Raw genomic sequence first — 21,729 nt, 5'->3', positions numbered from 1 at the left:
CCGCTCATCCCCATTGCCTTGACCAGGTCGTCTACCGAGCGGGTCGAAACGCCTTGGATATAAGCTTCCTGGATCACCGCGGTCAAAGCTTTCTCGGCCATGCGGCGCGGCTCCAGAAAGCTCGGGAAATAGCTGCCGGTCCGCAGCTTGGGAATACGAAGTTCGACAGTTCCGGCGCGCGTCTCCCAGTCGCGATCTCGATAGCCATTTCGTTGAGCAAGTCGAAAGTCGTTCTTCTCGCCATAGGCCGCGCCAGTCTTTGAGCCGACCTCCAACTCCATCAGCTTTTCGGCCGCAAACCCAATCATCTCCCGCAGCAAATCCGCGTCGGCGCTCTTCTCAACGAGTGAGCGAAGGTCCATCATGTCTTTGGTCATCGGTGGTCTTTCCATCAGGTTGTGCTTGAACAACCCAACCCTACCGGAAAATCCCGATGACCACCCTTATTCAGCTACACCATCTCCCGGGACACGATCGACGCTACGTCCACCGCGATCCACCTGGTAAAAAAGCTGGAAAAGACTGGGATGTAAATTACGATCCCTGGGAATCGAATGAGGGGAACTTTAGGGGTTCTTGTTGATGTTGTTCGGTGGTGGCCAACAAGGAATGCGTGGTCACCTTGCGCGTTTGCCGAGTGCCCCCTCAAATCGGCATTCTGAACGTAAACGCGGTGTCATCCGAACTCACGGATATATTGCCCCCGGCCCCTTGGCGATCTCGGAAGCGATGAAGTGTCCAGGCCTAGCCCTTCCATACCGTTACCAGTTGACGCACCACCGCGCCGGAATGGCATGAAGAGTTTGTCGATGTCGGTCAGAGGGATCGGTCTGCCACCGTCACTGACTCTGACTTCGAGTTGCCCCGAACCGAATGTATCTGGGCAAACGGCTAATCCGGGGCCACAGCATCGGTGAGGCTGGAGAGCGGAGTGGGATAGAGATTTTTTCGATCTCAGCCGTCATGGCGCAGCCAATTTCCTATCTGGACAGTGCGAATTCGATCTTCCATCCCACTTTAATGTCTCGATGCGCTACGAAATAGCCACGGTGATCACGGGCATTGGCGTGTCCTGCTTTTTCGTTCCCAAACAAACTGACGTCCCCAAGCTTCGCCTTGTAGCGCATGAGCGGCTCCCCTTAAGCAATCACTCACGCGTCCATGGGGCTATAACTCCATTGATCAATGGCTGTTCCGCTAGACCAAGCCGCGCTGGTGTAGCGCGGAGCCACAATGCCGGGATGAGTTTCCACACTTGCGAGCGAAAAGTCGGGAACGCTTTCAGGCGATGCCGGTTCGATCTTTCGAGGCGTGTGCCTCGAACAAAACAAATAGGGAGTGAACATCATGGCAAATCAAGGTGGCTCGCACGAGCAGCACGTCAAGGCAGGTCAGCAGAGCCATAAGGGCTCTAGTTCCGCCAAAGGAACTCCTGCTTCCAAGGCTGCAGCGGAAGCCGATGCAGGAACCTCGAATAAGAAATCGTCAGCATCCATGGGCAAACAAGGCGGGTCTCACGAACAGCATGTGAATGCTGGCAAGCAGAGCCACAAAAGCAGCCATTGATCATCGAAGCGAGGCTCGGATTTTTCCGAGCCTTTTTCCGTTCAGCATTTATCTTCGCCATCGGCTGGGCGCTGGTCTGCATCCCTGGACAATCTCAGCAATCGAAGCCGCTCCGTCTTCAATTCTCGCGCCTCTGCTTCTTTATCGAGGATCTCATAGGCCACCCGATCCGTTTCGTCTCTTTTCGCAATTTTGTCAGCTTGCTTCATTTAAGGCTCCGATTACCGTTCCAACTGACGTAGCGCGATAGGTCCATTTTCAAATGCTTGACCGATATTAAAGATTCAAATCTGACACCTGATAGTCTTAAGCGGTCAGACACTTGGTATCCAGATTGCCGATCTGTCATCGCCGTAAGCTGTCGCCGTCCCTCCTACAACGCATGTACCTACCCAGGCGCACACAACCGCGTCCAAAGCATCCTCAAACGCCTTCAATTCGTACGCTCTGGAGCTGAGGTCTGGTAACGGCAAGGCTGCGGCCACGCCTTTCACTCTGGTCTCCAGAAGCATGATAATACGCTCCCAAGTTTCGAACAGCTTCAGACGGCGGGCCATCGGAGCGTCATCGGGCCAGTATTTGCGAGATTTCGAGTGTTTGTAGGGAAGCCTGCGTGTGGCGGCTGACAATTCGATCAGGGCTGGATGGGGATACACCTCGATGAGGCCTGGCAACCTTCCTTCTGATGTAAGCAACGGGTACCCCTCCCGATCGAACCCAGCCGTCAGGTCGTCGCTCAATTTGCCAGGACGCAGCGCGCTCGGCGTGTGCGTGCCAGCGTGCCGTGAACCATATACCGATGAAACCATATTATCGGATGTCCTGCGCCCGATGATTGGCGCCGTCGACAGAGGCATATCAATCGCGACGATAGTGACCGGCTGCTGAGCTATCGCGAAAGATTTTGCCAGAAGCGCGTGGGGGTCAGGAACTGAACCGCGATAACTGACAGTCGTTGCGGAATTTTCTCACAGGAATGCCTGGTATGAGGAAGCAAGCTTGAGAAGTCGCCACCCCTCGGCATCGTTAATAACCAGAGCTACGCCGCTAGGCTCATGGAAGGTCCATGCGGCATCGATACCAAGAACTGTTGTCATTTAGCTGCGCTCGATGAGATATTCGTCCAATGCAACGCAGCGCCGCTAGATCGCCTGAGCGACAACCCCGTCCTGAGCCTGGCCGCCAAGGTGACTTTCAAGGAGCGCCAGTATCCGATCAAGACTGTAAGGCTTGGGCATCAAACTCCATCTCGGATCAACGGCATCACTGACATCACGACCAGAGGCAACGATGATTACCGTTCGAGGCGCCACGCTCGAAACCATGGCGGCCAGATCGAGCCCCGTTCGAGAACCGGGCATATCGACATCGGTTATCAGCGCATCGAAAGTCGGGTTCCGGCCAATGGCTGCTATAGCCTCCAAGACCGTGCCTGCTTGAACGACAAGATAGCCATCGTCAGTTAGGGCATCTACCAACATCAACCGGATAAGGATATCGTCTTCTGCTACAAGCACGGTACGCGAGGACATGGCAGGCTCCATCGTTGTCGATCATCCAACTCGTCCACGCCCGTTTCGATCAGCCCCAACCAAAGAGTATTTGCGAACATATTTAATAAAACCCGAATGAATAGGAAATGCGAGAGCCTACGAGCGAACCGGCGAATTGCATAGCTAGCGGAACGATTGACACGGAGGCGGGTTTTTGAACGAACCCGGGAGGAAGTCATGTCAACGAAAACCTTGAAAGAGCTTTCGAAGCAATTGCAGAAGATCGACTTCTGCATGTTGAACACCTTTCCCAATGGAGACTCACTCAGCAGCCGTCCGATGAGCAATAATGGTGATGTCGAATACGACGGCGACTCGTATTTTTTCTCTTATGCAGACACACAAAAGATTCGCCACATCGAGCACAGCTCTCACGTCGGGCTGACTTTCACAGGACCGCCCGGCTTGCTAGGCAAGCCCGGCATTTTCATAGCGGTCGACGGCAACGCCATACTGATAAACGACAAGTCCCAGTTCGAGGCTCATTGGGTGAGCGACCTCGACAGATGGTTCCCGGAAGGGATCGACACTCCCGGCATCTTGCTCATCAAAGTCTCAGCAATCGAAATCGAATACTGGGACGGCGAGGAAAACGGTCGCATATCGCTCCCGAAGTAACCGTCATACTAGGCCCTTTAGTCACGTTAGGATAAAGGCGATGAACCTAAAGCACACGCGAGTCCAGCATGAAGGCGCTGGTAATTGGATTGTAGATTTTCTTGGAGATGACGGCGAGGCCGTCTCCGTAAAGGTCCGCGAGCACAAATTGTCGAACCAAGAAGACGTGGTCGAACAGGCCAAGCGAATAATGATCGAGCTTACTGGGTTTGAGACACGAGGCGGCAAGCCAACGGTAAACCAAAACGACGCTTTGAGTAAAGGTGATCTCGATAAACAAGAGACACCACCGAAAATCACACACTGATCTCGTGGACGCCAATCTGAAGATCGCGACCTACAACGTCAACGGCATCAATGGCCGTCTGGAAATCTTGCTTCGCTGGTTGAAAGAGGACAAGCCGGACGTCGTGTGCCTGCAGGAACTGAAATCCATGTCGTTCCCAGAAAAGGAAATTGGCCGTGCCGGTTACGGTGCTGCCTGGCACGGTCAGAAATCCTGGAATGGCGTCGCTATTTTGGCCAGAGGAGCGGAGCCACTCATAACCCGGCGCGGCCTTCCTGGCGAGCTGGACGACCAGCAAAGTCGGTATATAGAGGCTGCCATTGACGGCATGTTGATAGGATGTCTCTACCTTCCGAACGGCAATCCGGCCCCTGGGCCGAAGTTCGATTACAAGCTGCGCTGGTTTGAGCGGCTTCAAAGATATGCTGCTGATATCTTGGAACTTGACGTCCCTGCCCTTCTTGTCGGGGACTTCAACGTCATGCCGACTACTCTCGACGTGTATAAGCCGGAGCGCTGGGCCGATGACGCTCTCTTCCGCCCGGAGGTCCGAAAGGCTTATGCCGACCTGATCAAGGAGGGCTGGACCGATGCGGTCCGACACTTACATCCTGAGGAGCGGATTTACACGTTCTGGAAATACTGGCGGAATAGCTTCAAGCGCGACGCAGGGCTCCGCATCGACCATTTTTTGTTATCACCGGCCGTTGAGCCTTGGTTGAGATCAGCTTCAGTGCGCAGGAGACCAAGGAGCTGGCCGCATACAAGTGACCATGCGCCCGTGATGATCGAGCTAGACGTGCCGCAAAGGTAGGGTTCAATGATGGGCACCTTCGAGCTTTCGATAACCAATGAAAAAGCTTTGGACTGGTTCAGAACGCTTGAGCCGGTCGACACGGCCGAAATGATTGGCCTTTGGAGAGGATCGGGCTGCCCATCCGGGCATCCACTGGACGGTGTTCTCGAAAACCTTGGGTGGTTTGGAAAATGCTTCCACCAGAATCTGCGGGCCGACGCCCTTCTCTTCGAAAAAGCGCCCCGCAAGCTCATCGCTATAGACCCTGCATACTTTCCGATACGGTGGACTTTCGGTTTCGCGAGTATCGGGCGAAAAGCGTTTGCGCGTAGTTTGTTCCCACATATTACGCCCCATCTCCGTGCCCGGGGGACCACAGCCTTTCTCCAATCGCGTATGGACGACGAACTTATAACCGCCGCAATGGTCTATGATCGGCAGCCGATTGTAGATGTGTTCCGCCGGTCGAAACACGGGCAGATGATCGGCAAAATGATTATCGAAGGCGATCCGCGCCACTACTTTTTTGAACTAGCGAAAGTTGAGGGCTTTAGCTCGCCTATGACGTCTTCTTGAGAGCGCTCGGCTTGTGGGCTGCCTTCGCGCCGGTCTTCGAGCTTTCCACGATCATCTGAGGATCCGTTTTCGAAGCCTTTACCTCATGACCCTTGATTTTCGTCGGGGTAGTTTGCTTTTTGACGACTTTACCTTTGGTCTCACCCTGACTGGTTTTCCAGGAGACATGGTCGCCCTTTTTCAGATCTTCAGTCATCACGTCGCTCCGTTTTGTTGTGCCGACTAAACTCAGATGCTTTCTTCCTGTTCCGAAGCCAACAAATTAGGCGGCCGATGTTCGCGGTCTTGAAAGCTCAACTGGAAATCATCATCTGAACATAGAGAGAACTACTTAGTGAGCCGTCATGACGACGTCGGGGATTAAGCAGCTTTCCAGAACTTCCATCGATACCTTGTCGGCGATCAACCGGTACCGCCATCAGCGACGTTTGAGCAGCGTTGGTTGGTCGGCGACAAGCGTATTGCCGCCTCCACCGTTGCTGGTCTTGAGAGAAACGCCTACATCCGCGAGATCGCTGTCAACGGCTCGCCCTATCTTGTCCTTACCGACGAAGGGAAGCGCCTGGTCGCAACTAGCGCGGAGTAATCAGTCAATCGTAGAGCCTTCCTCACTTGGCGGTGACGCGTAAAGCCCCAAGATCGCCGAACGCGCGGTGAAGTGCGGCAGTTTTGTTCGCGGATATGTCAGCGGACACTTCTATCTCGCCGCTAAGTTGAGCGTCGCCGCGCCCGTCTTCGTTCACTGCTGGAGCATCTCCGCCGCTGATGTCGGAGCCAGAAGAATTATCCTGTCCAACGGGCTGGACGAAAATGTCCGCTCGATCCACACCAACTTGCTGAACTAAATGCTCGACAGCAAGATCCGCTGCTTCACGCGTTTCGAAAGTGGCGATGATGGTCTTACTGCTGCTATCAGACATCGGTACCTCCTGTATCGGAAGCAAAAGCGTAAACTTCGAACTATGTTCCGGTGGATGGACATCATTGATCACGACCCCAAGATTGAGAGCCGGGCAGATACCATTTTCAAATGCAACGAAGTGAAATATAGCCATGGTCTCAGGAGGATGGAATGGCCCGCCCCCTCTTGTGCAGTTGAGTTTGGACGAACGCCGCATCATTTCGCGGATGCATGAGAAGAATATTAGTCAGGCTGAGATCACCGTACCCTTCCTCGCGACCGGTCGACGATCTGCCGGAAGCTGCGACAGAATTTCCGGCACGACTGCGAGGTTCCGATCGCGGAAGGATACTGGCACGTCACGGCGCATGGAATGGCATCTGACCGGCGGCCCGGATGTCGCAAGCTGTTGCGTGATTCAGTCAATGTGCTGTCGTTGTCGACTGCCTCAATGACGGCTGGTCGCCGGAACAGATTTCTGGTCGGCTGCGGCCTGTCAGTGGCGCAGCCGCCCGGCTGAGACATGAGACATGAGACAATCTACCAGTACGTCTGTTCCCACGAAAGCCAGTATCAGCAGCTGGGCGGGCATCTGCCTGAACGGCGCTGCAAACGCCGATCGCGATACGCGCGTAACCCTGGTCCCCTTCCTTTTGATGGATCGCGTAGCAGAACCCGACGAGCGAGACGCTTGCATGATTCCCGTGATGTCAGGGTGTCATGTCATGTGTCTGATAGCGTCGTGTTCGTACGGTACCTTTTATAGATTATTGCAACTTTGCGTGGCTTCATGATCAGGAGGCGTTATTAGCGCGCTGTTGAATTGCAGTCTTTGCTTGCCCCTCGGAACCACACGAGTGGCTATTTGTGTGCCCAGTTCCGTAATCTGTTATCTGAAAATATGGCGACTATATCGGTGGTCGAGATACAAGGGAGGCTAGTCTCTTCTCAACGACCTTTATCTAGCCAATTGACATGTTGCTGCATCAACCGAATGCGATGCAGCCATCCAAATGATGTAAACAACCTGCGTCTGCCGCTGATAGAGGAATGGCGACGGTTACCTGCCGCCTCCTCCGCTCCTCATAATTTATGGACATTGACGACCCGACAAAGGCTCCGTTTGGACGTATTGAGCGTTGCCGGCCCGGTCTCAGCAGGGCGTGCCCGCCTGTCCGGCGCCGGGGTTGGTACTTGTGTTGTTGTTCTGTTCAGACTGCGCAGCGACCTGAGTGCCGCCCAGAGCACCGCAGTTCGTGTTCGAGCCACACCGATCAGCCCCTCGATTGCCATCGGTGTTGCTGCCGCCCGAATTGTTGCTGCCGGATGAGTTGCTGTCGCTGCTGGTTCCGCTGCTTTTTCCGCCGTTACCGCTATTATTGCCACCACTCGAACTCTGCGCCATTGGCCGATGTTGTAAGGCCAATCGATAGCGCTACTGCCGTGAGAGCTTTCATCATTTTGGTTGTTTCCGCTAGCGCGCCCTACCGCAAGCGCACTTCCGGAGAGTAACAATGTTTCCCCGCTCATCTCGATGCGAAGCGAGAACAAGGAACTAATAGCTTTGTCTCTTGTTACCGTTATCTCAGGAGGCCTTTATGCGACCACAAGATGAGCCAAGCCTACAAAACCACACAGAACCAGTAGCAAAGCAGCAGCAGAAAGCGGTTTTCGGACGCTCTGCTTTGACGCTCCTGGCGATTTTAGCAGCTATCGCAGCTTTCGTGTGGATCGGGATTGCAGTTTACGGCATCAGCACCGGCACGTGAAAAGACATCCCTCCGAATTCAGGTATGGGCTCAGTCTAGTAGTAATCGTGCTTAGCATACGATGATCGCGAGTGCCGGATTTTGGATCTTCCTGATCCAAACGACTTGAACTGGTTTTCAGCCCCGTCGAACTCACCCTTGGGCTCGGGGCGATGGGAGTATGAGGATGATCGCCTCCGGGTACCTCCGATATTTGGGGCGTTTTCGATGCGGCGTCTAGCCTCGGCATTGCAATGTTGCTGCATTAGATTGCCCTGTTTGTAATACGCTTGGTACATACCGCTTTGCCAAGATCCAAGCCCCACATGGTGTGTGAGTATTTACCAAACGCTTGGATTTGAGGGGCCTGGTTTAGGACTTCTGTCCGGTCCATTGGGCGAAGACATCGGAACGCAGCGGTGAGGGCCACTCTCTCGTAAATGGAGTTTTTCTAACGCTATCTGCATCGAGGGAATGTCTTGGAAAAAGACGAGTTGCATTACTTTCAGCCAATCAGGCTGATCGTCGATCCCGGCACGAACGATGTCGTCATCAACTGCGTTGAGGATGCTGCTGATGAACTTCTCGGTAATTGGCCCGACAATGATAGCGACCGGTTCTATGCGGGTGACGCGTTCTGAGCCACATTCCCGACTGGTATGGTTATTGCTCCTTGATCGTAAGGCAAGATGAACAGAAAGATTGCGTCTTGAAACAAAACATGCCGCACGACTTCCCACCCGTCAGGTTGAAACTCAAGACGGGAATTGATGACATCATCATCAGTTCCGTCGAAGAAGCGGCCGAGGAGCTGCTTACCGATTGGCCAGGCGATGAAGGGGATCGATTTTATGAAGCAGTAAAGGCTTGCTTCGACTGCCTGCAAGGTCAATTGGGAACTGAAATAGTACGACAAGCATTTGTTCAGGCTGCCGTAGAGGCAGGCATTTCGGTCGAATTGGAAGCCGGCCAGCTTACCAATGGCCTTGAAACTGAGACGAGCCGCGTACCGATGAACCGGTGAAATCGGATCACTGAAAATTCCGGCTTTTCACCTTCATAGTGTCGATATGCAAATCCCTGACTTATCCCGAGCCGGATACTATGCCAAGCCCGAGATTTCCGGTGAAGCCGCCTGGTAAGCTCGGCATAATAACCACCACTGAAAGGTAGGATTCGGCCCTAAACGTCGTGCCGACGTCAAGCTTCAGATCGGACGGTATCGATAAAGGCGCGTAGAGCGGCTCGCATATGTCGCTGATCGGGATAACAAACGTAGAGTCCAGGAAAAGGCGGACTCCATTCATCGAGCAGCTTAACAAGCTGCTTCTGGTGAAACAGTTCGGTGACCGTGTCCTCGATGACGAAACCGATACCGATGCTGTTCAAAACCGCGCCGAGCGCGGCTTCCCTGCTGTCTACGATAAGAGGGGCCATCGACAACGACGTCGAACCATGTGCCGTTTTCGAAGAACTCCCAGGCATAGGGTGTTGAACGACCTGGCCAGCGCCAGCGTATGCATCGGTGTTGGAGAAGATCGCGGCGATGCTCCGGTTGCCCGTGGGTCTCAACATATTCCGGTGTAGCTACGGCCACCTGCCTTAGCTCGGGCCCGATTCGGACAGCGATCATGTTCCTTTCGATCACTTCCCCGACGCGCAAAGCCACATCGTAGCCTCCCGCCACCAGGTCAGTCGCCGTGTCGTCCACCGTCAGATCGACAACGACATCCGGGTAACGCTCGCTGAACGCGCCAGGATAGGCTCGATGTATTTGCGGGAGGCTGAACGGATTGCGTGAACGCGAACGGTGCCTGAGATTGATAGGCTCGCCCTGCGGGCCTGCTCGACCGCCGCTTTCAGTTCGAGCGCGGCAGGACTGGCGCGTTCGAAAAGGATGGTGCCCGCTTCGGTCAGGGACACGCTGCGCGTAGTCCTGTGCAAAACTGGGAGCCCACTGTTTCCTCGAAATTGCGGACTGTCTGGCTCAGAGACGATGGCGTAATGCCAAGCACTTCCGCGGCCCTGCTGAAACTCAAATGTTTCGCGACCACCAGGAAGGCCCGCAGTTGGTGCAATTCGTGGCTGGCAAGATGAGCGGTCATGCCTCTGGTTACCATTATGTGGCTGGGTTAACAAGTTTTGTTAGTTTGGATGATATTCTGAAGTTTGTTGAGGTCCGGTACGATTGCCTTCCATAAGGAGCCTGACATGCCGAACACATCCGAACGAAACGAAATTCCACAGAGCTGGAGCCTTTGTGGCAAGGTCGCCATCGTAACCGGCGCAGCCCGTGGTATCGGGCGCGAGACCGTAAAGCTACTGCGGCAGCGCGGCGTAAGTGTCGTCGCTACCGACAAGAACCCCTCGGTGCATGATCTGGCTGGAAGCGAGATCGCCACGCTGGAGGGCGATGTTTCGATGGAGGAGACCGCCGTGCGAACCATTGCTCTGGCAAAGGAGCGGTTCGGCAGCGTGGATACGCTGGCTTCGTCAACATCATCAGAGGATCCGAAAGCGGCCAACCATCGCGCCGGGCCGAAGGCTTCCGAAACGATCCGCGCCTTTAACTCGTCCGGCCAGTGCCGGTGAACCTCACGCCAGGATTCCTGGTCGTGAGAACCACCCATGTACTCTCAATGGAGAAACTCTCGTTGATCGTCCCTGGATAGGCGATCACAGATCAGGGCGGCGAGGACAACGTGGGATCAGAACAGCGGTTACCTTCTATCAGTAAAACATCGCCGAAGCCGTGACCGGTTCAGCTGCCTGAGTTCAATGGCAAGCGCTTCATCCCGCCAACCAATCCACGAGAAACCCATGCCGATGCTTCTCCTGACCCAAGAGGACGTCGAGGTCTTGACGAAAAGCCCCTGGGATGAGGCAAAAACGCTTACCCCGCGACTGCGGGCGCACTCCCAGATCATCCCGTCGCGCGAGCCTGTGCTTCGTCGATCGCTGCGAAAGACGGTGAGCCCCTCGAGCAACCAATGCTATAGTGACCGAAACTGTCCTGAGGAGGCCTTCCAATTATTTGACTCTTTCGGCAATTGTTCTTACTTTGTTCTCTTCGATATTGGGAGGATACGGACATGAGATGGCTCAAACTCGACCCTGTAAAATCGTCGATGTCGGAACGTGATTTCCATCTGGCTGTCCAGCATCACTATCTGGAGCTGTTTCTGCCGCATCTGGAAAGCTTCGACTGGGATGTCGCCGCATTCTACCGGAGCCGAGAGGAGCCGCTGGTCTACTACTTTTCGCCGGGCGCCGCTGATCTGCTCCTGAAATTCGGTAAGTACCTTTATGAGACATGTGACCGGCCGGAATCTAAAGCAGTTCAATTGCAGGTCGGGACATCGCTTGCCTACGATACCGCCTGGGTGGAACTGCCCGATGAAACCCGTCCTTATCCGAAGTTTGATCAGGAGCTTGCGGACGCCGAGGCCGATTACTGGGACACCGTCTGGGGACCGGGCGGCGAATGCCGACCGATCGAAGAAGACGAGCATGACGATCACCAGGAGCGTCGAGCGTGATGCCAGTGCTCACCAGCTGCTGAGGGATCGGTGGACCCTATGACCTCCCCCGCCATCCGGAAGATTATTCACGTCGACATGGACGCCTTCTATGCGTCGGTGGAACAGCGAGACGACCCGGACCTTCGCGGTAAGCCGCTGGCGGTGGGCGGTGCTGCCGCACGGGGCGTCGTTGCGGCTGCCAGTTACGAAGCACGGAAATTCGGTGTTTACTCGGCAATGCCCTCGGTTACCGCCGCACGCAAATGCCCTGAGCTGATTTTCGTAAAGCCTCGCTTCGAGGTTTATCGTGCTGTCTCGCAGCAGATCCGGGAAATTTTCGCCGAATACACCCCGCTAATCGAGCCGCTGTCGCTTGACGAAGCCTATCTCGACGTGACCGAAAATCTGAAACAGATGCCGATTGCAACCGAGATCGCGCTGGAGATACGAGCCAAGATCAAAGCAGTGACCGGGCTCAACGCGTCCGCCGGCATTTCCTACAACAAGTTTCTGGCCAAGATGGCGTCTGACCTCAACAAGCCAAACGGCCAGGCTGTCATCACGCCCAAGAATGGTCCCGCCTTTGTCGAGGGGCTTGCCGTCAAGAAATTCCACGGCGTCGGACCGGCTACAGCACAAAAAATGCATAAGCTTGGCATCGAAACTGGCGCGGACTTGAAGGCTCAGTCGTTGCAGTTCCTCACTCAGCAGTTTGGCAAGTCGGGCCCCTATTTCTATGGCATCGCTCGTGGCATCGATGATCGCCGGGTACAGCCGGATCGGATGCGCAAGTCGGTCGGCGCCGAGGACACGTTCAGTCGAGATATCGACGATATCGACCGTGCGACCGGCGAATTGAAGCCGCTTGCAGACAAAGTCTGGACCTATTGCGAGGCCAAACGCATCTCCGGCAAAACGGTAACGGTGAAGATAAAATACTCGGATTTTAACCAGGCCACCAGAAGCCGAACCGGTGCCCTGCCCTTTTCAACCGGCCAAGATCTTCTCGATGCAGCTTCGGAGCTGCTCAAGACGGTCTATCCGTTCAGGCGATCGGTGCGATTACTCGGGGTGACCCTTTCATCGCTCACGGGCGCCCAAGACGATGGCGACAGTGAGGATCAGCCGGAACTGGATTTCAGCATGTAGAGGAATACCTAACTAGCGTTGGATGAACAGCTGCGAGACCCTCGACATCACCCGAATGGGGGATGAACGACTAGAGATCAGAATGCATCCCTAATTCGACATAGCCGGACAGCCGGCTCGCAGTACCGAAAGAGAAGAAGATGAAGACGATCACCGCGGGCTTGGGCATCACTTTCGTCTTAATGACGGCCATGAATGCGCAAGCTCAATGCAAGTTTGAAAAGCCGACCGGTGGCTGCGTCGGCCGAATAGAAATTCTGAAATCAGGTGGGTCGAAGCCAAGCTATAGTGCCGAGCTCAAAGTCACCAGTTCAGCCGGCGCCTGCTCGAAAGTTGAATTTTACGTCAATTCCACGCCCTACACTTCCATCATCCGCAGCAGCGGCGTCGAGAATGAGAGCTTGTCGGGCACATCCCCTATAAAGAAAAGCGACATAAAAGTCAGAAAGTGCACCTCATACGATGAAGGGGACGGCACTAGCTCAAGTGAAGAGGCAGGGTCGCACTTCTTCAACGGCACTTGGGAAGGGCAAGTCGGCATGTTCTTCATGAAAGCCGGGATGACATTGACATTGAACGTTAACGGTAGTGCGGTCAGCGGCGGCTCTCATGCTCACAATGGAACAGGGGACTATCAGATTAGAAACGGACACGCCTCTGGCAATCGCGTTACGTTCGATTATGCCCAGCCAGCCGATGGCAAGACTGCATCGGTTATCATAACCAAAAACTCCAGTAATTCAATCAATTACGCAGCGTCGGCATCTGGGATGACCGTGTCTGGCACTCTCACACGAAGGTAGACGCCACTCGGCGTCACCAATTTTGGCAAAACAGCGATGTGACGAAAAAGCAATTGCGTCCTAAGTCCCCCGACTTTGTCCCTAACGCCGGCATGATAGGCGCTCGATCTTTTCAGAAGGCAGGCACCGGGTCCAAATCCAGGCCCCAATCTCATCGCGCTGAAAAAGCTCGTAGGGGGTGGGTGTTTCATGAAGCACCGGGCAATACCGCCGCGTCAGGATGGATGGCGGATCAATAAAAAGAACGGCGCGACAATCCAGGTGACAGGACGTAAACGAATACGAAAAAGCCCGCCGCGGGAGGAGGAGCGGCAGGCTTTTCGAAAATAATCGAACAGCGACTGGGAGGAGGAGTGCCGCTGTTCACTCTGGCAACCTCGAAGAAGGGAGCGGGTTACCTGAAACACGAAGCCCTGGGGGAGGAGGTAAGTCGCTTCGTTGGGATTACTTATACAGCATCCAAAACGACGGGTTAGTCACCTTACTGCAGTCCAGCCATGAGAACAACGCATATCTCTAAAGTCGGCTGCCTAATTTCGAGCCGTCACGCACGAAAACGGTCAAAGGCTGTCAGGAACCTGATCGGCGGATCCGCTTCCGGATAGCGGTAGATTTCGGTCCTCAGGTAGTGGAGCTCGCCGTCAAGATCGGTGTGATCCACCTCAATCCACCAGGATTTCGGTCTTCCTTCGCTACCGTCCGACCACCGATAACCGCGAGCTTTGAGGTGATCCTTGAGATCGAATGGGCTGTTTTCGGCAAAGATGCGGACACGGGATTTCTGACTGTTAAGATATAGCTCCGCGAATGGACTGCCAGCATTGGCATCGATCCTCCGATCAAGGACTTCAAGCAGGGCGAAACAATCGTCGACTGCCCTGTGGCCGTCGTGGAAATAACCAGCCTGGCCAATCAGATAACCAAGCTTGGTGCCCTCGAAGCCCCGCGCCGACCAGTCGATCTCCGAGTTCGAACATGCCCAAGCCTTGTCGGAAAATGCCGACGAAAAAGCCTCACAGAACGGCCGGTCGAAACCGGCATTGTGAGCGATGATGAGATCGGCCGGCGCGACCAGCGCGCGCACAGCCCGCATGTCGATCATCTGACCTGAAACCATCTCGTCCGTAATACCGGTCAGCCTAGTGATTTCGGTAGGGATTGGTTTCGCGGGTTGCTGCAAGCCGCCATACACGCCAGTCACGTCACCTATTCCTCCCCGCTCGTCGAAGGTAAAGGCGATCAGACCGATCTCTATGATTTCCTCGCTTCGGTAACTGAGGCCTGTTGTCTCGGTGTCGAGAATGATACCTTTGAGAGGAAAACCAGGCCGGATATTGTCCGTCGTCACGCGCGGCACGAGCTTTTCCAAAATGCGATAGCGTCCGGAGGCTGAAAGATGCGCGACCATGTCGGCCTCCGTCATCTGTCGGCCAGCCGGCAGTTTGCCTCGCTGGCGCAGTGAAGCTTCGGTTTCACCACGAAGATCGTCGGAAAACATATCAAACTGGGTAGGCAAACCTAATCTTCCTAATGCCTGATGCGCGAACTGCTATCATGCGGACGCGCTACAGTCATCAAGACCGAAGAACCACGCCGCCACATTCGCATTGACTCCAGTGAAAATTTCAGCGCCATTTCCGTTTGTCAGGTGCCGCTATTTGACCGAAAGGCCAATGCAATGCGTTCTTTCATTGATTCCGCAAACCGATGACGACCTTGGCCAAGGCGCGTTTTGCCCAGATCGTATTGCCGAGAATTGACGAGGGTTATCGCCTCGCACGATGGCTGACAGGCAGTGCGACCGATGCGGAAGATGTGATGCAAGAGGCCTGCATCAGGGCGTACCGAGCGATTGAGGGCTTCGCCGAAGGTAACGCGAGGGCCTGGTTTCTGAAAATTGTTCGTAACGTTGCCTATTCCTGGCTGCAACGTCACCGTCCGGGAAAGCTCGTATTCCTTGAGGATCTTTCACCAGTCGCCCTGCAGGAAATCGAAACTGGCGGTTTGATGAACAGCGCCGTTCCAACCCCAGAAGACCTGCTTCTTGCCAAGCAGCGATCGGCGGAATTACAAAAAGCCGTAGAAACTTTGCCTCTCCATCTCAGAGAGACGCTGGTCTTGCGTGAGTTTCATGGACTAAGTTATCGGGAGATTGCCGTCATCAGCGACATACCTATCGGCACGGTCATGTCGCGTCTTGCCAAGGCAAGGCAGTCGCTTCTGTCGCGTATGAAGGAGACGGAGCAATGACGATCGACAACGAGACGCTCCTGCTGCTCAATGCCTTCCATGACGGCGAACTGTCGCCCGGCGAGACGCTTTCAATGCAGCAACGGCTGGAGCGGGAACCGGAGCTTGCCGAGATCGCACGCAAACTTTCTGGCCTATCATCGGCACTTGTCGATGTCCTTCCAGGGGAACCCGCGCCAGAGCGGCTGCGCGGCACAATCCTAGCTTCCTTGTCTCCGGAACTGACTGTTGGTAATGCGCAGGAAAATTCTGCCGAAGAGCCGGGATTGAAGCAGGTAGACACACCCAACGCACGCTGGGCGATCGCAGCCTCGCTGCTGATTGGGCTTGTTGGAGGTGGTCTCGGTGGAAATTATTTGGCTCGCGTCACAGGCGACACAATGGCTAGATCCACAATCGAGAACGAAATTCTCGCCGCACACCTGAGGGGATTGATCGCTCCCCAACCCTTCGACATCGCCTCATCGGAAGGCCATGTCGTCAAACCTTGGTTCAATGGAAAGACAACCATTGCGCCGACCGCACCGGATTTTTCTGTCGAGGGCTTTCCACTTGTCGGTGGGCGCATTGATATTATCGGCCGCACACCGGTTCCGGTCATGGTTTACAGGCGCCGGCAGCACACGATCAGCGTGACGGTCACAGATTCCACCAGACGGGCAATGTCCGCCCAGGACGTTTTCAACGGAACCAATGTCGTAAACTGGACAGAAGGCGACCTGACCTATTGGGCCGCCTCAGATCTCAATCCCGGTGAATTGACAACCTTCGCCGAACTCTATCGAAAGCGGCTTGCTGGCAAGTCTTAAGAAAATTTCTGACCGGTGCGAATAAAGTCCCGCAAGCTCCGGTTTACTCCACCGTGCAAGGTTGGGGGAAACCATGAGTGGGATGGCATGCCTTATAGCAGGTGCGGGTGCTGGGCTTTCAATCGCAATACCGTTTGGGCCTACAAGTATGATGTGTGTCGAACGGACACTTTGTGAGGGGATACGTACCGGGATCGCGGCGGGGGTCGGTGTCGCGACGGTACATTTCGCATATAGCAGCATTGCACTGCTGGGAGGCCTGGCACTGATGAGCCAGCCTGGAGCCGACAGCCTCCTAAGCTTTGGGGCAGGATTGCTCCTTTTGTATTTTGCCTCTCGGCTCTGGCGCCGGGACCTCGTTTTCGTCGCGCAGGGTAGGACGCCGTCCAGCTTCGGACGCACCTATTGTGGCGCGATCTGCTTTGGATTTCTCAATCCGGTAACTCCCGTACTATGTGCAGCCAGCCTCACCGCGTTTGCCAGCCAGATCGCAGTTCCAGGTGGGCTTTTGCCGATCGGGGTGTTTGTCGGCTCACTAGCGTGGTGGTCATTGCTCGCGCTTGCGGTGTCGATGTTGAGACAGCGACTAAACAACGAGGTACTTTCATTGGCAAACCGTGGAGCTGGCATTCTGCTTATCATACTGGGGCTCTCCATGCTTGCAAAAAGCCTTGAGGGGCTCTCGCAAATTATTACGTGACGATGATCTGTTCGCCAGTTCCTCACCTCCAGGGGGGCGGCAGACAGCGTCTGGGGGATTTGCTTTGCCCCAGGCGCTGTGTGTGGAAGGCCGCGCCTCTTCTCCGCGCGGCCTTCCATATCCGAATTAGATGACCGAGCGTCGTGGGGCTTATTGACCTGTTGGATGAATAGAGAGACGGCACTCAAAGCTTATCGGTCATCTGACTGTCGAGCCTTGAACGTCTACTCTTCGGAAGGGAACAAGCACGATCGTATATCGTCGGCGTGAGCTTCGCGCGAATGCCGATTGTCGACGCTCCGATGGTGGACGGCAGCTATCGGGCGAGGATTTTGACGGTCCTCGAAGGCGATCACGAAAGCACCAGAGCCACATACTGCTACCGCACCGCGCCGTATTGCGATCCAGCAAACCCTGTTCGGAGAAACCGCGTTGGTACGGACATGCGGACGGATCGGTAAGGCAGGTGAAGAGATGACAGAAATGTTTGGCACGGAGAAGGAAGCTATATCCCGTTTTCTCGAACTGGTGCTTCAGAAGAGCAAACGAGGTTATCGCGCGGTGAGAAGGCGTGGAAACACCGTCAGGGGCATCGCTTCGCAGAGCATCGGCACATCACAATCGCCGGGTCGGCTCAAAGGGTTTCCCGTCATTAACAAGGAAACCATCATGACCACGACCAATGAAACGCCGGCAAGATCGCTTCCGAACAGGACCAAAGCGCAGGCGAAGACGATTGTCGAGACCGTCTTCGCGTCCATTACGGCGGCTGCTACTTTGGGCGCGGAAACCTCGATACCAGGGTTCAGCAAGTTTAAAATCAAGGACACGCCGGAGCGCGAGGCCCGCAATCCGGGAACGGGAGCGACCATCAAGGTTTCGGCTGCGCGGAAACTTGCCTTCCAGCCTGCAAAGGCGCTGAAGGACACGCTCAACAAGTGAGCCGACGCTAGGAAACGAGTGCCCCTAAGCCCAATATTGGCGGCTTCTGCCGCCACGCTTATAGCTGATCACGATTTCGACTTAAGTCGCAAATCCTAACGTTTGCGACGAACATGATCGAAATCCTGCAGGACGACGGACGTATCAGCGTCTCCGAACTTGGAAGAAGGGTCGGTCTCTCTCAGCCGGCAACGTCAGAACGTCTGAGGCGGCTTGAGGAAAGGGGTATCATCACCGGCTACAGGGCTGTCATCGATCCGGCCTCCATAGGGCTTGGAATGATGGCGATCATCCGCCTGCACACAACGCATGAATACATCAAAACGTGCCTGAAGCAGTTTTCGCAGATGCCGCAGGTCATTGAGGTTCTCAGACTGACTGGAGAAGACTGTTTCCATCTCAAAGTGATCGTGCCCTCACCAGCCGAGCTGGAAAGCATCGTCGATGCCGTTGCCCGCTATGGTTCGGTTACCACGGCGATCGTTCTACGCAGCGAAGCCCCCAAGCGTATCGGGCGTGAGCTCATAAAGAAGGGTTGAATTCGCAATAGTCCCGATTAAAACGACACTTATTTCCCCGGGTTTTGCGGCAGGGTACGGTATTCTTAGATAGCTGCAATGACCCGCGTTGAGGCAAAGCGGGAGCCGGCCTAGAGGGGCGGCTCTGCGGAAACCATGGCATCGCGTGTAGCCTCTTTCTCAGCAAGCTGGCGCTCAGCGTTGGCAAGCTCTTTGAGAATCCATTCGCGTTCATCTTTGTAGACCGCGTTCGCAACTCGGCGCGCAGTTCTTCGATGAGTTGTTCCAGCAGCATCGTCATCTCCTTGACGTTTGAGAAAGATGACGCCGCGGGGCGTGAGGAAATGGCGGGGTCAAGAATCGCTTCAGCGACCGCCGCAGGCGGCAAGCGGAGGAACCGATTTTCTGGCGGCCTCCTTCAGGGTGGCTCCTGAAAATTGGAGGGGGCCGCGAAGTTCTTGAAGCCGGTACTTCCTCACGGCGCCATTCGTCATTCTGAGCAGACCCCACCTCTCCGTATCGCGACCGGAAGAAGAAAGCGGGCTCGATGCCCGATTTCTTCTTGTACTGAGCGCTGGGTAATCCCCGCAAGTAGTCCGTTGCAAAGATTTCAGCGAGTTAGATGCAATTCTTGATGCGTTAGAAGAGCAGCTTAACATTGCACTTCAACTGGATGGCGACAACCAAGTTGAGGTGCGCCGCCTATTGCCACGTCTTGAAATGCTGGCCGGGCGCATTCTCGTAAATGGCTTCGGCACTGGCATCGAGGTCTCCCCGGCGATGGTGCACGGCGGCCCTTTCCCAGCAACGTCTGACGGCCGGTCTACGTCAGTTGCCACGCTGGCCATTTATCGGTTCTTACCGCTGTTTCGTACCAGAACTTCCCAACCGACATAATGCCCCCTGCGCAGGTAGCCGCTGAGGTCGAGTGCTCTACGGCAATCCGCGCGAGAGGATGCCGTAGAGTACAGGGAGCATCGCCGACGCTGCTGGACTAGCCAAAGCGTTCAAGAGCGCTGTTCCTTGGTGCGGCAATCTTGTCGCAGAAGGCGCGCTAAGCGTTTACGTCAGATGCTCGATCACAGGAAGCGAGCGAAGCCGTCGTCTCGTAGTAGAGAAGATCGCATTGCCCAGCGCGCCCGCCGCCGCCGCGATCCCTGCCTCCCCGACACCACCAGGCTCCTCATCACTTTCGACTTGGTACACCTCGATCTGCGGAACTTCATTTAAGATGGATGAGCTCAGTCATATTTTGCCTCGGCGATCGTTCTACGCAGCGAAGCCCCCAAGCGCATTGGGCGTGAGCTCATAAGAAAGGACTGAATTCGCAAAAATGCCAGCGCCTTCACGAATGACGCCGTTTGCGAGCTCGGTTAGCCTCTCCGTAGAGGTACCGTCACCTCCGCACTATTGGCAGCCGTGCATCGACGCCGGGCGAGGGTCAGCGCCCTCGAGCCAGCGAGCTATCAGGCGACCTTGAGCGTGGTCGGGACGCCACGATGGAGAGAATTTGCTACCGTGCAGATCGACCATGCATGATCAATCAGGGTCTTAGGATCGGAGCCATCCAGTGTCGTGCATCTTACGGAGAGGACGGCGTTGGTGGCGACAAGAGGCGCACCGTCCAGTTCCAGGTGGACCGTCACTGCTATTTCTCCGATCTCGACACCTAGATCATGCGCCACATATCGGAGGTCATTGCAATAGCAACCTCCTACTGCCAGAGCGAGCAGTTGCCCGCCGTTGAAGCCGAGGCCCAATCCACCGGCCTTGCCTTCCGGCCTATCGACCACGATGGTATGGCCACCAGCCCAGCCGACTGCTGCTTCCGTACCCACCACATTACGCAACTCCACAATCGACTGAGCCATTTCCTTCACTCCGTCCGTATGGGGTTCATCGCAGGCTCCTGGCGTAAGCGGACCATGTCAAGCCGGATCATGATTGACTGATGCTGCTGTCGCGAGCTTCCTGTCATATTGAATTTCAGTAGCTTGAAACCGGGCATATTTGCTGGTTACTCTCAGCAATCCTCCGCCAACCTTGTTCATTCAGGCAATGTTCAAAGCAAACGCTGTACAGGTCAGAGTCTCCATCGATGATGGTTCCGGTAGCATTAGACATCATAAAACTCCTTTTTGGACATGTTCCCACATGATGAACGTCTGTGAAAACCTTGCTCGACCCTGGGAGTTCCGGACTATCTGGGCATGTTTGAACGTATGCCGAAGTATTCAATGTCCGATGAGCTCGGAGACTTGAGAATGATGATGGTGCGCCTCTCCAACTAGGGTGACGCGCTTCTCCGAGAGTCCGAGCGAGACATTGGTGTGCTCTTGGGCGGAACTGGCCATCGATCAGCGTGAAATCATTTGACTTTGCTGTATACACGACGCCTTGATCCCCCAATGTGGTTCCAGGGCACTGACGAGACAAGGCCGCGAACAGCGCCTGTACGATAGCAGACGGCGAGCTCCGACCTATTGTGAGCAATCTCCCTTTCACCCATCTATGAGGAAACACTCAAGGATGATTGTCATGGTAAGCCGGCTCAGGAACAAACTGACCGTGCAAGAACGCACGGCGATTTTTGAACACACCAACAAGGTTGCGGCCGATGCGGCTGAAGAGGAACGCCGTTTGCGCGCGGAAAAAACTGAGCGCCTTCGCCGGCTTAGGCTGGAGGGTGGCCGCGACGCTTCGCAGTAGCACGGAACTCGTTAGGCCCTCCTGCATTTCCTGGCAAATTCAAGGAGATCAAGACATGCATCAGATTGTGAAATCGTTGAGCAGTTCTGCAGCAAGCCGTCGTGCCGCCCGACTCGCTAAGGGTTACAACCTAGAAGAGCTCGCAATTGCGACCGGGCTGACGGTTGTGGAGATTGCTGCGGCTGAGGAGGACAATGCCGTGGTGCCCAAGCATCACGTGGAACGGATCGAGCATGCCCTCGGCTAAGCAGTTTGGCGATCAGGAGTAGGATTATGTCGAACGG

The 21,729-nt window shown here is 55.1% G+C and carries 32 protein-coding genes and 2 pseudogenes; 21 read left to right on the top strand and 13 right to left on the bottom strand.

What is annotated here, in order from left to right:
- Positions 1-377, bottom strand: a 377-nt coding sequence (locus JZX87_RS19945; protein ID WP_206827491.1) for a transposase, incomplete at its 3' end; no start/stop codon positions are given.
- A gap of 299 nt (positions 378-676) precedes the next feature.
- Positions 677-811: a hypothetical protein gene (locus JZX87_RS31830; protein WP_353654223.1), complete on the bottom strand. Its 135-nt coding sequence runs from the start codon at positions 809-811 to the stop codon at positions 677-679.
- Between the two features lie 536 nt (positions 812-1,347).
- On the opposite strand from JZX87_RS31830, the gene JZX87_RS19935 reads away from it, so the two are divergent.
- Positions 1,348-1,566, top strand: a complete 219-nt coding sequence (locus JZX87_RS19935; protein ID WP_148148710.1) for a hypothetical protein — start codon at positions 1,348-1,350, stop codon at positions 1,564-1,566.
- A 41-nt stretch (positions 1,567-1,607) separates the two neighbouring features.
- Here the strand turns inward: JZX87_RS19935 and JZX87_RS19930 are convergent, their stop codons facing one another.
- The 3 genes from JZX87_RS19930 to JZX87_RS19920 all read right to left on the bottom strand — a co-directional run bounded on the left by JZX87_RS19930 (position 1,608) and on the right by JZX87_RS19920 (position 3,098).
- The gene (locus JZX87_RS19930) at positions 1,608-1,775 is read right to left on the bottom strand and encodes a hypothetical protein (protein ID WP_183688182.1); all 168 of its coding nucleotides are present in this window, start codon (positions 1,773-1,775) and stop codon (positions 1,608-1,610) included.
- Between the two features lie 105 nt (positions 1,776-1,880).
- The gene (locus JZX87_RS19925; RefSeq protein ID WP_353654221.1) at positions 1,881-2,375 is read right to left on the bottom strand and encodes a DUF429 domain-containing protein; all 495 of its coding nucleotides are present in this window, start codon (positions 2,373-2,375) and stop codon (positions 1,881-1,883) included.
- A 333-nt stretch (positions 2,376-2,708) separates the two neighbouring features.
- On the bottom strand, positions 2,709-3,098 hold the full coding sequence (locus JZX87_RS19920) for a response regulator (protein WP_206827490.1): 390 nt from the start codon (positions 3,096-3,098) through the stop codon (positions 2,709-2,711).
- A gap of 198 nt (positions 3,099-3,296) precedes the next feature.
- Here JZX87_RS19920 and JZX87_RS19915 point away from each other — a divergent pair, with 198 nt between their 5' ends.
- Genes JZX87_RS19915 through JZX87_RS19900 form a run of 4 tightly spaced genes read left to right on the top strand, consistent with a single transcriptional unit; the run spans position 3,297 to position 5,395 of the window.
- Positions 3,297-3,737 carry a pyridoxamine 5'-phosphate oxidase family protein gene (locus JZX87_RS19915; protein ID WP_206827489.1) on the top strand — a complete coding sequence of 147 codons (441 nt, stop codon included), beginning with the start codon at positions 3,297-3,299 and terminating at the stop codon, positions 3,735-3,737.
- A gap of 40 nt (positions 3,738-3,777) precedes the next feature.
- A complete protein-coding gene (locus JZX87_RS19910; protein WP_206827488.1) occupies positions 3,778-4,044 on the top strand; it encodes a hypothetical protein in 267 nt (88 codons plus the stop codon).
- 16 nt (positions 4,045-4,060) lie between these two features.
- Complete coding sequence (gene xth / locus JZX87_RS19905) at positions 4,061-4,837, top strand: exodeoxyribonuclease III (RefSeq protein ID WP_206827514.1); 777 nt, start codon at positions 4,061-4,063, stop codon at positions 4,835-4,837.
- A 6-nt stretch (positions 4,838-4,843) separates the two neighbouring features.
- On the top strand, positions 4,844-5,395 hold the full coding sequence (locus tag JZX87_RS19900; RefSeq protein ID WP_286194947.1) for a GXWXG domain-containing protein: 552 nt from the start codon (positions 4,844-4,846) through the stop codon (positions 5,393-5,395).
- Here the strand turns inward: JZX87_RS19900 and JZX87_RS19895 are convergent.
- Positions 5,379-5,591 carry a hypervirulence associated TUDOR domain-containing protein gene (locus tag JZX87_RS19895; RefSeq protein ID WP_148148705.1) on the bottom strand — a complete coding sequence of 71 codons (213 nt, stop codon included), beginning with the start codon at positions 5,589-5,591 and terminating at the stop codon, positions 5,379-5,381. The genes JZX87_RS19900 and JZX87_RS19895 overlap by 17 nt on opposite strands.
- A 412-nt stretch (positions 5,592-6,003) precedes the next feature.
- Positions 6,004-6,315 (bottom strand): hypothetical protein, encoded by a 312-nt coding sequence (locus JZX87_RS19890; protein WP_206827487.1) that lies wholly within the window; start codon positions 6,313-6,315, stop codon positions 6,004-6,006.
- A 1,579-nt stretch (positions 6,316-7,894) separates the two neighbouring features.
- Between JZX87_RS19890 and JZX87_RS19885 the strand changes: the two genes are divergently transcribed.
- The 3 genes from JZX87_RS19885 to JZX87_RS19875 all read left to right on the top strand — a co-directional run bounded on the left by JZX87_RS19885 (position 7,895) and on the right by JZX87_RS19875 (position 9,068).
- Entirely contained in the window at positions 7,895-8,065 is a 171-nt protein-coding gene (locus tag JZX87_RS19885) for a hypothetical protein (RefSeq protein ID WP_183688196.1), read from the top strand.
- A 473-nt stretch (positions 8,066-8,538) separates the two neighbouring features.
- Entirely contained in the window at positions 8,539-8,685 is a 147-nt protein-coding gene (locus JZX87_RS19880) for a DUF982 domain-containing protein (protein ID WP_148148861.1), read from the top strand.
- A gap of 80 nt (positions 8,686-8,765) precedes the next feature.
- On the top strand, positions 8,766-9,068 hold the full coding sequence (locus JZX87_RS19875; protein WP_206827486.1) for a DUF982 domain-containing protein: 303 nt from the start codon (positions 8,766-8,768) through the stop codon (positions 9,066-9,068).
- 176 nt (positions 9,069-9,244) lie between these two features.
- Here JZX87_RS19875 and JZX87_RS31415 read toward each other — a convergent pair whose 3' ends face one another.
- From JZX87_RS31415 to JZX87_RS31400, 4 genes are read right to left on the bottom strand one after another with little or no spacing between them, the layout of a single operon-like run.
- Complete coding sequence (locus tag JZX87_RS31415; RefSeq protein ID WP_286194958.1) at positions 9,245-9,433, bottom strand: LysR substrate-binding domain-containing protein; 189 nt, start codon at positions 9,431-9,433, stop codon at positions 9,245-9,247.
- Entirely contained in the window at positions 9,360-9,755 is a 396-nt protein-coding gene (locus JZX87_RS31410) for a type 2 periplasmic-binding domain-containing protein (RefSeq protein ID WP_353654220.1), read from the bottom strand. The genes JZX87_RS31415 and JZX87_RS31410 overlap by 74 nt, the downstream gene beginning before the upstream one ends.
- A gap of 2 nt (positions 9,756-9,757) precedes the next feature.
- Positions 9,758-9,967 (bottom strand): LysR family transcriptional regulator, encoded by a 210-nt coding sequence (locus JZX87_RS31405; RefSeq protein ID WP_286194946.1) that lies wholly within the window; start codon positions 9,965-9,967, stop codon positions 9,758-9,760.
- Entirely contained in the window at positions 9,958-10,149 is a 192-nt protein-coding gene (locus tag JZX87_RS31400; RefSeq protein WP_286194945.1) for a LysR family transcriptional regulator, read from the bottom strand. Before JZX87_RS31400 ends, JZX87_RS31405 begins: the two co-directional genes overlap by 10 nt.
- Before the next feature lie 106 nt (positions 10,150-10,255).
- Between JZX87_RS31400 and JZX87_RS19865 the strand changes: the two genes are divergently transcribed.
- From JZX87_RS19865 to JZX87_RS19850, 4 genes are all read left to right on the top strand, one after another.
- Positions 10,256-10,636, top strand: coding sequence for an SDR family NAD(P)-dependent oxidoreductase (locus tag JZX87_RS19865; protein WP_206827485.1), 381 nt, complete (start codon positions 10,256-10,258; stop codon positions 10,634-10,636).
- Between the two features lie 500 nt (positions 10,637-11,136).
- Positions 11,137-11,583, top strand: a complete 447-nt coding sequence (locus JZX87_RS19860; RefSeq protein WP_206827484.1) for a hypothetical protein — start codon at positions 11,137-11,139, stop codon at positions 11,581-11,583.
- Positions 11,584-11,622: 39 nt separating this feature from the next.
- The gene (gene dinB, locus JZX87_RS19855) at positions 11,623-12,714 is read left to right on the top strand and encodes a DNA polymerase IV (RefSeq protein ID WP_183688203.1); all 1,092 of its coding nucleotides are present in this window, start codon (positions 11,623-11,625) and stop codon (positions 12,712-12,714) included.
- Between the two features lie 140 nt (positions 12,715-12,854).
- On the top strand, positions 12,855-13,517 hold the full coding sequence (locus JZX87_RS19850) for a hypothetical protein (RefSeq protein ID WP_206827483.1): 663 nt from the start codon (positions 12,855-12,857) through the stop codon (positions 13,515-13,517).
- Between the two features lie 544 nt (positions 13,518-14,061).
- Here the strand turns inward: JZX87_RS19850 and JZX87_RS19845 are convergent.
- Positions 14,062-14,940 (bottom strand): 3'-5' exonuclease, encoded by an 879-nt coding sequence (locus JZX87_RS19845; RefSeq protein WP_286194956.1) that lies wholly within the window; start codon positions 14,938-14,940, stop codon positions 14,062-14,064.
- Positions 14,941-15,224: 284 nt separating this feature from the next.
- Here JZX87_RS19845 and JZX87_RS19840 point away from each other — a divergent pair, with 284 nt between their 5' ends.
- From JZX87_RS19840 to JZX87_RS31395, 7 genes and pseudogenes are all read left to right on the top strand, one after another.
- Positions 15,225-15,767: a sigma-70 family RNA polymerase sigma factor gene (locus tag JZX87_RS19840; RefSeq protein ID WP_206827481.1), complete on the top strand. Its 543-nt coding sequence runs from the start codon at positions 15,225-15,227 to the stop codon at positions 15,765-15,767.
- Positions 15,764-16,576 carry an anti-sigma factor family protein gene (locus JZX87_RS19835; protein WP_206827480.1) on the top strand — a complete coding sequence of 271 codons (813 nt, stop codon included), beginning with the start codon at positions 15,764-15,766 and terminating at the stop codon, positions 16,574-16,576. The genes JZX87_RS19840 and JZX87_RS19835 overlap by 4 nt, the downstream gene beginning before the upstream one ends.
- Positions 16,577-16,649: 73 nt before the next feature.
- Positions 16,650-17,276: a LysE family translocator gene (locus JZX87_RS19830; RefSeq protein WP_206827479.1), complete on the top strand. Its 627-nt coding sequence runs from the start codon at positions 16,650-16,652 to the stop codon at positions 17,274-17,276.
- A gap of 351 nt (positions 17,277-17,627) precedes the next feature.
- Positions 17,628-17,831, top strand: a pseudogene (locus tag JZX87_RS19825) (WGR domain-containing protein); the annotation flags it as partial.
- Between the two features lie 114 nt (positions 17,832-17,945).
- Entirely contained in the window at positions 17,946-18,218 is a 273-nt protein-coding gene (locus JZX87_RS19820; RefSeq protein WP_206827508.1) for an HU family DNA-binding protein, read from the top strand.
- 113 nt (positions 18,219-18,331) lie between these two features.
- Positions 18,332-18,757 carry an Lrp/AsnC family transcriptional regulator gene (locus tag JZX87_RS19815; RefSeq protein WP_206827478.1) on the top strand — a complete coding sequence of 142 codons (426 nt, stop codon included), beginning with the start codon at positions 18,332-18,334 and terminating at the stop codon, positions 18,755-18,757.
- A gap of 570 nt (positions 18,758-19,327) precedes the next feature.
- Positions 19,328-19,644, top strand: a pseudogene (locus JZX87_RS31395) (aldehyde dehydrogenase (NADP(+))); the annotation flags it as partial.
- A 558-nt stretch (positions 19,645-20,202) separates the two neighbouring features.
- Here JZX87_RS31395 and JZX87_RS19810 read toward each other — a convergent pair.
- Entirely contained in the window at positions 20,203-20,607 is a 405-nt protein-coding gene (locus JZX87_RS19810) for an OsmC family protein (RefSeq protein WP_148148825.1), read from the bottom strand.
- A gap of 658 nt (positions 20,608-21,265) precedes the next feature.
- Between JZX87_RS19810 and JZX87_RS19805 the strand changes: the two genes are divergently transcribed.
- On the top strand, positions 21,266-21,445 hold the full coding sequence (locus tag JZX87_RS19805) for a hypothetical protein (RefSeq protein WP_206827516.1): 180 nt from the start codon (positions 21,266-21,268) through the stop codon (positions 21,443-21,445).
- Positions 21,446-21,500: 55 nt separating this feature from the next.
- The gene (locus JZX87_RS19800) at positions 21,501-21,692 is read left to right on the top strand and encodes an XRE family transcriptional regulator (RefSeq protein WP_183688661.1); all 192 of its coding nucleotides are present in this window, start codon (positions 21,501-21,503) and stop codon (positions 21,690-21,692) included.
- Positions 21,693-21,729 lie beyond the last annotated feature (37 nt).

The sequence above is a fragment of the Agrobacterium sp. Ap1 genome, from assembly GCF_017313375.1.
GTDB classification, from domain to species: Bacteria; Pseudomonadota; Alphaproteobacteria; order Rhizobiales; family Rhizobiaceae; genus Neorhizobium; species Neorhizobium cellulosilyticum.
This window is presented reverse-complemented; position numbering and strand designations above follow the sequence as displayed.